Origin of the sequence: Escherichia sp. E3659, assembly GCF_005781135.1 — a bacterium.
Taxonomy (GTDB): Bacteria; Pseudomonadota; Gammaproteobacteria; order Enterobacterales; family Enterobacteriaceae; genus Escherichia.
Window position 1 is genome coordinate 1 of the sequence record NZ_VATQ01000061.1, and the last position, 13,211, is coordinate 13,211.

At 46.2% G+C, this 13,211-nt stretch carries 5 protein-coding genes and 3 pseudogenes; 3 read left to right on the top strand and 5 right to left on the bottom strand.

The genetic code is table 11. From position 1 onward, the window contains the following. Positions 1-329 (top strand): transposase (locus tag FEK47_RS24360; RefSeq protein ID WP_138183419.1); only part of this gene is annotated, 329 nt, incomplete at its 5' end. Between the two features lie 288 nt (positions 330-617). On the opposite strand, the pseudogene FEK47_RS24370 reads toward FEK47_RS24360, so the two are convergent. The 3 genes and pseudogenes from FEK47_RS24370 to FEK47_RS24385 all read right to left on the bottom strand — a co-directional run bounded on the left by FEK47_RS24370 (position 618) and on the right by FEK47_RS24385 (position 1,924). Then, positions 618-966, bottom strand: a pseudogene (locus FEK47_RS24370) (type II toxin-antitoxin system death-on-curing family toxin). Continuing rightward, positions 966-1,187: a type II toxin-antitoxin system prevent-host-death family antitoxin gene (locus FEK47_RS24375; RefSeq protein ID WP_135488322.1), complete on the bottom strand. Its 222-nt coding sequence runs from the start codon at positions 1,185-1,187 to the stop codon at positions 966-968. Before FEK47_RS24375 ends, FEK47_RS24370 begins: the two are co-directional and overlap by 1 nt. A 545-nt stretch (positions 1,188-1,732) precedes the next feature. Further along, positions 1,733-1,924, bottom strand: coding sequence for an MbcA/ParS/Xre antitoxin family protein (locus FEK47_RS24385; protein ID WP_135488323.1), 192 nt, complete (start codon positions 1,922-1,924; stop codon positions 1,733-1,735). 2,728 nt (positions 1,925-4,652) lie between these two features. Between FEK47_RS24385 and FEK47_RS25175 the strand changes: the two are divergent. Next, positions 4,653-4,772, top strand: a pseudogene (locus tag FEK47_RS25175) (AAA family ATPase); the annotation flags it as partial. Between the two features lie 86 nt (positions 4,773-4,858). Here the strand turns inward: FEK47_RS25175 and FEK47_RS24395 are convergent. Then, on the bottom strand, positions 4,859-6,520 hold the full coding sequence (locus tag FEK47_RS24395) for a hypothetical protein (RefSeq protein WP_135488324.1): 1,662 nt from the start codon (positions 6,518-6,520) through the stop codon (positions 4,859-4,861). A 1,099-nt stretch (positions 6,521-7,619) separates the two neighbouring features. On the opposite strand from FEK47_RS24395, the pseudogene FEK47_RS24400 reads away from it, so the two are divergent. Continuing rightward, positions 7,620-12,053, top strand: a pseudogene (locus tag FEK47_RS24400) (autotransporter outer membrane beta-barrel domain-containing protein); the annotation flags it as partial. A gap of 139 nt (positions 12,054-12,192) precedes the next feature. Here FEK47_RS24400 and FEK47_RS24405 read toward each other — a convergent pair. Beyond that, positions 12,193-13,182 carry a tyrosine-type recombinase/integrase gene (locus tag FEK47_RS24405; RefSeq protein ID WP_135488325.1) on the bottom strand — a complete coding sequence of 330 codons (990 nt, stop codon included), beginning with the start codon at positions 13,180-13,182 and terminating at the stop codon, positions 12,193-12,195. Positions 13,183-13,211: the final 29 nt, after the last annotated feature.

A 13,211-nucleotide genomic window follows, 5' to 3' on the forward strand; every position in this document is an offset into this window, starting at 1 on the left:
ATGCGTTCGGGAAGGAATGGGATGCACGGTACCCGCAGATAAGTCGCAGCTGGCGGGCAAACTGGCCGAATGTTGCCACCTTCTTCGTGTACCCGGAGACGATCCGCAAGGTTATCTACACCACTAACGCAATCGAATCGCTGAATAGCGTCATCAGACATGCGATAAAGAAACGGAAAGTGTTCCCGACAGATGAATCGGTGAAAAAAGTGGTGTGGCTGGCTATCCAGTCAGCCTCACAGAAATGGACGATGCCACTTCAGGACTGGCGGATAGCCATGAGTCGCTTTATTATCGAGTTCGGTGACCGCCTTGACGGTCACTTCTGAGAAAGGCATTTACACAGAATGATGTACAGGCTCTCTATAATCGCCTCCGCAGTCTCGGGGCTACCCATGAGCAGGCCGCACTTATGGCAGGAGGCGCCGGGCACTGGTGGAGACACAGCGAAGCTGGGCTGAACCGTATACTTACAGTCGACTACTTTGATGCTTTAGGCTTCCCTCGACTCGCATAACCTCAACTTCTCGAACCGCCCGGTGCGGACCCGCATGCCGGGTGGTGTGGCAGGGGCGCAGCCTTGTGCTGCCCCCTATGCCGATCAATAACTCCACTTCTTAAGTGTTGGTCCCATATAACTCACGTAGCTTTTCGGCTACTGAAGATACGGGGATCTCACCAGTGGCCGCCCCATGGTAAGGTCTACCAGCACGGGAGAATCATAGACCTGCACACCGTTACGGCGCAGAAATAACAGCGCACTGTTTAGCGCGGTGCGCTTATTTGCATAATTGAAGATACGCCATCTCGCAGTAGCCACCAGGTAGGTTGCGGAGACTTCAAAAAGGTCGATGATCTCTTCATATACAACTCTGGGCTGGGCTCTCCCGATAATGGTTTCTGCCCTACCCGGATCCGGCAGGCCGTAGTAAGCGCAATAAGCTCTTCCGGTGATATATGCCTAATTATCGGTTAACCAGTTCCTTGTTGGTGGAATCCAGTGTGTCAAACAGGGATGCAAATTCGGCATCCAGCGTCGCTTTTTTGTAGGCTTCGAAAGTAACCTTGTTGACAATTACAGCTGGCTCGCGGCCTCTGCGGGTGATTTCAACCTTTTCCCCGGCTTCAACATTTTTGAGCACTTCAGTAAGGTTGCCGCGTGCGGTACGTAAGTTGATGGATTGCATAAAAACCTCGTGTACTCGTTATGTGTATACAATCATGGGTTTTAATGACACAAAATACCACTTCTTTGCGCCTTAAATCACTGGGTAATCGTCAAATTTCCCACTCCTGGCATCATTGATGATGTGAGTGATCACACCAAACACGGCATTACTGCCCATGCATCCATCGTCATCCTTTGGCAACCTTCCTCCTTCCAGGCTCTTAAATTCTTCAGGTGCTGACGCGGATACTTTCGGTATCTCTTTACGCTATAGCACATACAAGCAGTGAACTATCAACTGGTGCGAGTGTAGGGGCTCAATGCTAATGTCTATTTGAGGACTGCAGATGTTTTCCTCGGCTGGGTAAGTTGTTAACCCCAGAATTTGGGCCAAGTATTGTATGTGGCGAAGCTGGTACAGGAACAAAGGGATAACCGTCGTTTTAAAGCTCTTCCATCGGTGAATAGCCCCGATGTGACCCGGAACAAGTCTCAGCATTCACGGGATGAAAACGATTTGCTTGATGCGATGATAAAACTACAGAACGGCTCTGGGCAGAAGGTCTAAGAATACACGCCTTGCTCTAGTCGTGTTATTAACGCTATTACCGTTTGGATTCCTGATTCGCTCCCCATAAGTTCTTCAGGGGGTTGCCACCGTAACGCTCGGTTGGGTTCATGGCACCACTTTTGGGCCGCACTTTCGTTACCTTCAAACAATTGCGTAGCCAGTTGATGGACATCTTCTCTGTTCAAGGAGTCAACTCCACTATTTAGTTATCGTTTTCTTAATCTGTTTAATGACTGGATATGAACTTCGCTACTCATTTTAGCAATGAGTAACAAGTCAATGTATCAGATGCATTCGTGACTAATACAAATAAATGCGTATAACCATTTGACAATAAAGGTTTAGATGAAAAAAGAGAGAGTGAAATCGAATTTCACTCTCTCCATTCGGGCGCTAGGCTGGTTAGCCTCATTAAATATGATGTAACCAACGCGTCCCCCTGTATGCTAGACGCTTACAACTATAATCACTGTACATCATGGATGCAACTTTTTTGCTAATAACATTCAGCAGAGGTTGCAATGAAGTGTATGTATGTCGAACGCTACCAACCTGCATCAGTCAATGGAACCTGTTGAGTTGTTCAGCTATATCGACGTTGTTTGATTTACTTTCCATTGCCCATACAGTACTGACCGCGTATCTATAGAAAGGAGTGGTTTATCATTGATTGTAAATCATAAAAAGGGCAGCCTCACCAATTATCAGACTCTGTTTGTCCGACAATATCTCAAATGATACAACCAGTTCTAATCAAGATAAAAGAAAGGTGGTTTAATATAATAACCCAGGCAGCACTCCGTTATATCCCTTTTATTATTAACGAAAACAACCGAACAATCGTTGGGCATGATCTTTTACATCCAGTATACCAAACAACTCTCAATTTAAACTGAGAATGTAATTTGATAATAACTATCCAGATACTGGCTGGCGAGAGAATTTAACATATGGTAATTATATGTTCTATAAATAATTATTTTGCCATTTTAAATTCTATTAATATTATCGGAGTTATTTACGCTGAAAGGAAAATATTTACTTTATTAGTGGATGGTGAATGGCATTGTAAGTGTTTTAGTTGGTGGTTATATTTTTTTTGATATTAAAAATATATGATTGATGTCTATTATTTCCTCAACAATCTGTTCCCTGGAGCTACCATTTAAAATAGCCATGGATAATAGCAAGTAGCCCGTTTTAGTTCCAAGTGTTTTTTATTGCGCCCAATAAAATAATGGTGTTGTTGATATTCTTCAGGCCTAATATGAAGAGGTAATGACATTAGATGTGCACGGTAGGTACGAATAATGGAAATATCGGTTCGTTATATTTTACAGAGTAAGTTATGCGTTAAACTATCAGATTCTTATATGAGCACATTGCCCTTGCATAAATACAATTGCAATAATTTTCTACTCGAATTAAAAGATCGGTTTTGGAGATGGAAAAGTAACTTTTATAAATTTTGAACTATCGATTTAAGCTTCTAAACCATCCATTAAACTATTGTCCTTACTTGTATCACTTTTTAACCAAAGTCTCCAGGGTTTTCTCAAAACCCCTGAGCCTGCTAACGAAAATTTTACTGCTTAAAAAAACGCAATACTGCAATCAGTATCTGCGATATGCCGAGAAACTTTCGCGAAAAAACGTCTTTGCATGATTATTTCTCTGATTGCTTAGGATGACTACGACATAGGGTCACTTTTTCCTTAAAAATGACCCTATGTGCACCTCGCATAGGGTCACTTATTGATGAAAAGTGACCCTATGTAATCACGATATAGGGTCACTTTTTTTAAAAGTGGCACTATGCACAAAAATCATAGGGTCATTTTTCTCGAAAAAGTGGCACTAGATATATGTATAACTTAAATGACAAAACAGTACTTATCAACTCACAATAATACCAATACCCATTGTCAAAAAAGTTACTTTTATGTAGCATTAGAAAATATCCTCATATGACTCTCCCATTCCCATCTGACCTGCTTTTCGAACTGTTAACTTCCAGCTGCACTCCAGGCATTCAAAATGTCTCAAAAAAACACAAAAAAAAGTCCCATTTGTGAAAAGAAACTGATAATCTCTTCGGTATAGTGATTTTAAATCAGGAGGTCGCATATCTCATTCGAAACAATTAAAGTCATCGGAAATATCACGCAGCTTATTGCGTTCACAAATTTATGTGTTTCGGGAAGAAACTGAAGACATGATCACAATTTACTGGAGCGTGTGGAAGGAAAGGAGTCATCAGGAGATAATACGGTGAAGAAGGAGTATCTGGGTTGTATGTACCAAAAGTTGCATTATAATTGCTAATGTAAAGAAAGTTACAATTACATGGCATAAGTTTAGCACGTATAAAACGAGGTCACTGAGTTACATTTAAAAACTGGTTTCTGTAATGAAAATATGCGAAAAATACATTTTGTGAACCATGCGGTATGGGAATGTTGGATGATTGCGGGGATGGATGGATTTCTATAACCATTACGGCAAGAACGTTCTATTTTAACAGCGCGAAATTAAGAGGCTTTGATGATGTTAGTATCGCTATTTCATCATTATTTCGAACAATTAATGTTGACAAAAGTACCCCAGTTTTCTCATCTGCTAAATTTTCTCCTGTGTACAGTTAAACTTCGGCAATCAGAATACCATACGCTTTTACAAACATATTTTTGAAATGAACGACTTGTTTACTCCTGGTATATAAATTAAATTTTCTGGATTATTTGTCGGTTAGCGATTATAACGTAATGACTTACAATGCTACTCGAATTTTCAACATGTACAGCTAACGTATAAAGAAAACACTTAACGTTTAGTGTGTTAACAGTCCTGATTATTTTATCGAAAAAAAATAAAACAGAACAAAAGCGTGCAGATATATATTTCTGTGGACTGTCCACCACACTTAACATCAAAAGAGAAAACTACCGGCTAAAGAAAAAATGCAAAGTGGGAGTACTGGCAAAAAACGCTACGCTAATCAGTGATGATGAAATTGTGGAAACAAATATCTGAACCTGGATCTTGATATATTGTGTAATGGTTTATGCTAATGTCACACGTGATAATACCCAGCCAGAAAGGCTGGGTATTTCCGATGACTACGGATACATATCAATGAACACTTCGCGCAGATAAGAGTATTCCTGCTTATTCTGACAATAGTACTCCACTCTCAGCGTGCTCTGATCCACGCCCTGCGGCGGCGTGTCACAGCCCGCCAGATCATCTGCGGAAATAATATCCGTCAGATACCCCAGTTTTATATCAGCCTCTGTCACTGTGTAGAGCTGATTTAATTTCAACGGCGGGTTACTGTTTTCCATTTCCTGCGTCTGTTTATTCCACGCGTGCAGATATGCCGTGGCCATTATCTGGTCGCCCGCCACCAGGTGTTTTTGCCCGCCGGATAACGGAATACGGTATTCCAGCCCCTGATAACCGATTTCATTGCGCCCGAGCAGGACATCATCTTCATCAATCACCGCGCCGTCTTTACAGACAAATTCCGGCGCCCGATATGTCCGCTTCACCCCTTCCGGCACGGCGGGCTGCTCCTGTGGAATTTCAAATTTGATATCCTGCAGACGAAGGTAATTCACCCCCTTGTGCAGATAAGCATTTTCGACAAGACAGGCGTGGATGTAATAGGTCTTTCCGGCCTCGAAATTAGACTCGGTAAAATACAGGGCGATATCGGGCGCGCCACCATCGGCTTTAAGCGGGATCTGCGTTTTTCCCAGTAACATCAACGGGGTGTAGTGGTTCTTTTTCTGTATCTCTTTTCCGGCAAACAGATAGACTGCACCGCCCAGCAGATCGTGCGCCGTCACCGCCTCCCAGTTAGAAAGCAGCGGAAATGTCGCCAGAGCATAGCTGTCATCACCGGGGCGCGCCTGAGGGTTCTGTCCTTCCGTCACGCTGACAGCAGGAACACTCGCGGTTTCCCAGGCACTGTTGATAAAAAAGTTCGCGGTGCTAATCATCGTCCCGATACCATAAATCCCGGCGCTGAACGCGGTGAGCAGCGTGCGGTTTTCCCGGGGCTGTACATTAATGACGGCGCTCCCCTGGTCATCCAGCATGACGTAGAAATAATCTCCGCTGGTTCTGTCTGCCGCACAGGGGGTAATTTCACAAAACGATTCGTCACTGATAATGGCATCTTCGGTAATGCGGGTAATGAGGGGATAAAAACAGGCCTGGGTGTTACTCAGTCCCGGCACGGTCAGCCGCCAGGTCATGGCCGGACGTGAGGATAACGGTCGCGTGTTGTCATTGCTGTAATCAATTAATGCAGGCGTATCCGCGACAAAAGTGACCTCAACGTCGGTGTCGGCATCCCAGGCCACATTCCAGGTCACGGTTTCAGAGACAACCGGGATGCCGCTGTTATCCAGACAGCAGGAAACCGTCCACGACAGCCGGTCACCTTTCATCAGGCTGTCATCCACGGTCAGGAAGCAGCAGCCATACAAAGTATTGCCGTCCTGCCACCAGGAGATCTCAGGAGGATAAAAATTTCCTTTATTTAATTTAAACGGACATCCTTTTCCGGAAAAACTTTCACCGGCTTTCAGTTGATACTGAAACGTGGCATAAAGCGTCTGCCCCGGAAAGATATTACAGTTGTTTTCCGGGCTGACATGCAGTTGCCGGGATGAATTAGCTTCGCGGATACGCAGTGGCGATATCAGACACCACGCAAACGTTGTATATGCCCAAACCTCTCGATTGGCAATTTCCTCTTCTGTAAATGGCATTGTTGCCTGGTTATTGTTGTCTACATCTATAATAACTGCACCCTCTGCAGAGTTTTCTATTTCTAATTCCAACTCCCCACTAAAACAAAAACATACATTGTGTCCACAAGATTTGTTTCTGCCAGGAATTAATGTAACTGTATCAGTTAAATCATGGAAATCACCTGTGTTATTGATAACCATATCTACTTCATCATGTGAACATAAATCCTCGTAAAATGGAATGTCAATAATAAGATCTGTACTTATATTACCAAGATAAACGGTAAGGGTTATACTTTGTACATAAGGTGCAGTTGCTTTTTCTATTAGCGGTGTTACATTATTCGGTGTTAGATAGGGCAAAATACCAAATAAAAATTCTCCATTCTGATCTGTTTTTGCATTATAAAAACCATAATTATCAAGTTGTAATTTTTTTGCGTCACCCTCATAGGAGGTTTTTAGTATTGGGTTAGTACCAAGTGTAGTCCAGCCATTTTTGGTGATTACATCAACATGGTATTTAAAGGGGGCGTTTTTTACTGGATTGTTTTCATTATCAAAAGTTTTAATCAGATAATAAATGTGGTTGTTTTCAAGATTGCTTCCGTCAGTTGAATAGATGGAAGCACAGCAGGGACCTTTCCGTTGACTGATAGTCATTATCAGCCCATCTTTCTCTATCTTTTGGTATGTGGTATTAATTATATCAAGTGACATTTTTTATCCTGTATTTTATATATTACTCATACCAGGTGCGATGCTATAAAATAATAGCTGCACTCCGTCTGTTCCAGCTTACCGTTGCGACGCCATCAATGGCGCAGATAATTAATATCGCGCCTTTATTAAAATTGGCACTTATAAAGAGATTATGTTTTTATAATTGCGCTGGCACTGATTAATTTAAACATCAGTTTCTTGTCTGCTCGATCTTGTGCTATTCCATTTACTAACTTTTGTGGTTGGTTTTTTTAAGATATTTATCTCCGAAAATAGGAATATTACCTCTTTTATTTATAAAATAAACCTGTAGTCCTTAAGTAAAATGCTATAGAAATAATGTACCAGATGGAGATGTTCATATCATTAAGGGATGAATAACATGAACAACGTATTCCGTGTTGTCCGGAACGAATCTACTGGCGCCTGGGTCGCGGTATCGGAGTTTGCAAAGAGTCGGGGAAAACGAACCGGACGTCGTATGCTGGCCGGCTCTGCGATGACGCTGGTTGTTTTCGTATTAACACTAAACTGTGTTACTTCGTCGCTCGCCGCAACGGTGTCGATCCAGCCGGGAGAGAGCGTCTATCTGTCACAAATCTATGGCACAGGCGCAAATCAGACAACGCGTTTAGCTGATCTTATTTTTAATGGTACGAGCTCTTCTCCGGCAACGCTTATTGTTGACCGCCATACGGTACTGGGGTCTGACAGTTGGTTGTTTAATGCCACAGGCAATGCTGTTAATTTAATTAACCTGAGTGGGACCCGAAGAGCAGTGATTAAACTGCTGGACGGTATTGATATAACAATAAGCAACTCCACGGGGGGAGCTGTTTATAATTCCGGGACTGCTTCGGGAATTGTGTATGAACTCGGCAATGGCAGTCAGCTCCGTTTTGTCGATAACCATGCCAATAATGGCTATCGTAGCCTTATCATCTCAAATTCAGATGTGCTTTTTCGTGGGGCGAACGGTACTGTTGTTTTTGACAATAACAGCGCCTACTCCTATGACCCCGCGATAGATACCACTAATGCCGATATTATATTTGAGGGCAATGTAACGCTGACCAATAATGTTAATCACGCTATTGCCGGCGGCGTCATTCGGTTACATGACTCGGGCAATTTGATTTTCAGTGGTACGGACGCAACCGTCATTATCGGTAATAACAGTGCAATAAGTTCGGGTGGTGGGCTATTTTCTGACGGAAGTGTGCAGCTTTATGGTAATGCTGATATCTATGGCAACCGGGCTGTCAGAGATACTGCGGGGGCTATCGTTGCACAGACCGGACTGGTGATGGAGACGAACGGTATTGATGGCATGAAAGTGCATGGAAACTATTCCAATGGCCAGTATGCAGGCGCTATTCTTATCGGCAACAGCGCGAATTTTACCGGCACGAGTCTGCTACATGCGAAAAAGAGCGATATTCAGTTCTATAATAATTTCACCGGGGTCGGAAATCTCTTAACGCCCAATATGACATATGCGGTTGCCAATGCGATTAATATCCGTCAGCCGAATGGCGTGCTGAATATTGCTGCTGACGCTGGGCGTCAGATTCTGTTTCGTGATCCGATAACCAGTTTCAACTCCACTGGCGTGGCAATAAATGTCATTGTTGGAATTAATACCACCAACGGCAGCGATGCTACCGATGGGAAAGTGACTTTTAGTGGCGAAGATTTCACGCCTGGTTCTCAAAATACGCAATCGCGGATTTATGCCAATACCACCGTTTATGGCGGCGTACTGGAGCTTAAAGATAATGCTCAGTATGGCATAAACACCAGCAGCACGCGGTTTACATTGCGGGACGGTGCCACTTTATTGTCAACCAGTACGGCGGCGAATACAGTGAATGTGCTTTCATCCGGCACCATGAATTTTGCCGATGGTTCGCTGATTAAGAGCAATGGCGACAGCAAATTGAATCTGAATGCCGGTAGTCGGCTGATTGGTACTGCAGCAGGTGACACGGTAGCGATTGAAACCGACGGAGCCGATCAACTGACACTCGGCGGAGTCCTGTCCGGCCCTGGTAAGCTGGAAAAGATCGGCACGGGAACCTTATCTACGGCTAACGCCAATCAGTTCCTCAACACAGGTGGATTCAATGTCAAAGAAGGGACACTGGACGCGCAGAACATGGCGCAGAGTTTCAGTTCGCTGGATATCCAGCATGACGCGTTGATGACGATGGGCAACAGCGGCGCAAACCTGTCGATCACCGATCGCGCCATGATTGCCGGTACGCTGGAAAACGTCCAGACGCTGAACAAATCAGGCAGTGGAGAGCTGCAGATTGCTAATTCCGTAGGCGCTAACCGGTTGGATATGTCTGGCGGTACGCTGAAAGTTGATGCCGGTGAAACGCTGACTGTCGCTGCGGACGCAAATTTTGGCAGCGGTGTAACTGCGCAGGTTGATATTGCCAGTGACCCGGCTCTGAGCGCCGATACTCTCCAGCTTACCGGGAACAATACGCTGGATATCTCCGGCTATGCCCCTGTTTCTGATGAGAATCAATATACCCTTATCCGCACCCACAACGGGATCAGCGGTGATTTCAGCTATACCGTCGCAGGACAGGCTTTACAGGATTATGTCGATACAGACCATTTTCTGATCGGATGGGCAAAGAAAGATAACGACAGCAAAAATGTTATTGCGCAGTTTGGTCTGGTCTGGCTTAACACCGAAGACTCCAGTGCACACGGTACGTTCAACGTAACGGACAGTCACAGCTTTACCCTGGGAGACGCGCTGCAAGATAATCTGAACTCCACCGCGTATGGTTTCGGCTGGGACGGCAAAAGCCTCAGCAAAACCGGTGGCGGTACGCTGATATTCTCCGCCATCAACGGCTATACCGGTAGCACTACTGTTAATGAAGGCACACTGCGGACCGATATCGCCGACACACTGAACAGCAGCAGCGATATTATCGTCAACGGTGGTGTACTCGATCTGAACGGCAACAATCAGCAGGCTAACCGCCTGAGCGGCAGCGGTGGCATTCTGATGCTCAACGGCGCATCGCTGACCGCCGTTAACGCCACGGACAGTGATAATTCGCATTTTGACGGTGACATCATCGATGGCAATGTGGCTGACGGCCGCTTCATCAAGAACGGTGATGGCAGCCTGACGCTGGCGGGACAGACGGCCTGGACTACAGATACTGAACTGAACGCGGGTGAGCTTGTCCTTGATGGTGCCAACGGTGGCGCACAACTGACCAGCAATATTATTGGTAATAACGGCAGCCGACTGACTCTACAAAACGGCGCACAACTGACCGGATGGATCGACCCGGCGAATGTCGACATTGATGCTGTCAGCCGCTGGAGTATGACTGCAGATTCTTTGGTTGACCATCTGAGCAGTGCCGGGACGATCGCGATTTCCACACCGACCGATAATGATTTCAAAACCCTGACCGTGGCAGGCAACTACACTGGCAACGACGGTCTGATTGTGATGAATACGGAACTGGGGGGCGACGATTCTCAAACCGACAAACTCATCGTTCACGGCGATACGGCCGGTAACACCAGGGTTGCGGTGCATAATGTCGGCGGAGTGGGTAAACAGACTGACAACGGTATTGAACTGGTTCATGTTGACGGCAGCTCTACCGGTCACTTCGCCCTGACCACTGGCACTGTGGAAGCTGGCGCTTATGTCTATACATTGGCGAAAGGCACTGACAGTGCGGCGCAAAACTGGTATCTCACCAGTAAGTGGAAAGGTCCCGTTTTACCTGTTCGACCCGTTGTACCGGAGGCTCCGGTCAAACCACCGGTAGTGGATCCGACGGCACCAGATGCGCTACGTCCGGAAGCGGGTAGTTATATCAGCAATATTGCAACCGCCAACACGCTGTTTAACCACCGTCTGCACGATCGTCTTGGTGAGCCGCACTACACCGACACGCTAAAAGAGGACGGACTGGCAGCCAGCATGTGGATGCGCCATGTCGGCGGTCATGAACGCTCTGTTGCCGGTGACGGTCAGTTGAAAACGCAGAGCAACCGTTATGTGCTGCAACTGGGGGGTGATATCACACAGTTGAGTACCGACGGCACCGACCGCTGGCATTTGGGGGTGATGGGAGGTTATGCAAACGCGCGCAGCAATACCCGCAGCGACCGCGCCGGTTACGGCTCTGACGGGCGTATCAACGGTTACAGCGCCGGGCTGTACGGCACCTGGAACCAGAATGAGGCGGATAAAACCGGGGCATATGTCGATAGCTGGATGTTGTTCAACTGGTTTAATAACAGTGTGGCAGCAGATAACCGCGCCAGCGACAGTTACAGTTCGAAAGGACTGACTGCCTCACTGGAAGCGGGTTATACCCTGAAATCCGGAGAGTTTTCCGCCAGTCGGAGCACGCTGAACACCTGGTATATCCAGCCGCAGGCACAGGTTACCTGGATGGGCGTGAAGGACAATGCGCACAACCGAAACGACGGGACCCGTATTGAAACCCAGGGCGCCGGTAACATCCAGACGCGCCTGGGTGTGAGAACTTACCTGAACAGTCATCACAAAATGGATGAGAGTAAGCAGCGTGAGTTCCAGCCATTCGTGGAAGTGAACTGGATCCACAATACCGAAACCTTTGGCGTGAAGATGGATGGCGTAAGCATCAGTCGTGACGGCGTGCGTAATCTGGGCGAAATTCGCACCGGGGTGGAAGGCAAAGTGAATACTAATCTGAGCATCTGGGGCAACGTTGGTGTACAAACAGGTGACAAAGGCTATAGCGACACTCAGGGAATGTTGGGGGTTAAGTACAGTTGGCGCTAACATTGCCTGATGCGCTACGCTTATCAGGCCTACATATAAATGCAATATATTGAATTTGCGCGACTTTGTAGGCCGGATAAGGCGTTTATGCCGCATCCGGCATGAGCAAAACGCACGTTGTCAGAAAACGGGGGCCTCGCTAATCAAAATTCAGTTTGTCGCGGGCGCGACGAAGCCGTTGCTCGCCACGGCGATCGTATTTTTGCGTTGTTGTGACACTGGCATGGCCCATCGCATCTTTTACCGTGATTAAGTCTTCGCCGTTTTCAAGCAACGCAGTAGCAAACGTTCTTCTCAAATCATGAGGAGCGCATTTTTCAATTCCCGCTTCACGTTGTCTTACCTGCAAAATGTGATAAACCGCCTGGTCAGTGAGTCTTGCGCAGGTCACATCATCAAAACGGCGGATGCGCGTAAACAACGGTCCCGGTGCTTCTCCCCTTACCTGCTCAATCCAGGTCTGTAATCTTACCCATGTCCCTTCCGGCATGTAAGCCAGCCGTTCTTTATTCCCTTTTCCTAAGACACGCAATGCGCGTTCATAAGTGACAATGTCACTTAAATCAAGCCCTACCGCCTCGGAACGACGCAATCCACAGCCTAATAACACCCCCAACATCGCGGCGTCTCTCGGACCACGACAGCTACGATCGGTTTCGCAGACCTGAAATAACTGCCGGATCTCCTCTCGATGCAACGCGCGTCCTCGCTGAAGTTTACTACCACGAAAATTACGTACTGCAAGAATGTGCTGGAAGCTTTCAACATCCATCAGCTTCAACATCCAGGCCTCTTTCGCTACGCCTTTAAGTGCAGACAAATAGGTATTGATTGTCGCCGTCGCCCGCCCCGTATCCCGTAGCAATTCAGCCACCGCCATGATGTGGTGGCGACGTAAACTTCCCCACGGGCAAGTTTCTGCATTGGCGGCTCCGAGCATTCTGGCAACTATTCCCAAAAAAGATGCCATGGTTTGCCGACTGCGTGGCGAATTTAGAGAGAGTAAATATGCTCTTGCCGGATTAAGGGGATTGCCACTTTCTACAGATGTTGGCCATAACTCGATCTCTGAGGGAACGAGAGGTTGAAAGTCATTCATCTCAGGATCAATGTCGGACAGATGGGTCATAGAGGACCTCACAACAGCGAAAAACGTCA

Bases quoted from the DNA above. Each gene is read 5' to 3' on its own strand.
- FEK47_RS24405 (WP_135488325.1), bottom strand. From the start codon at position 13,182: ATGACCCATCTGTCCGACATTGATCCTGAGATGAATGACTTTCAACCT.
- FEK47_RS24395 (WP_135488324.1), bottom strand. From the start codon at position 6,520: ATGCCATTTACAGAAGAGGAAATTGCCAATCGAGAGGTTTGGGCATAT.
- FEK47_RS24375 (WP_135488322.1), bottom strand. From the start codon at position 1,187: ATGCAATCCATCAACTTACGTACCGCACGCGGCAACCTTACTGAAGTG.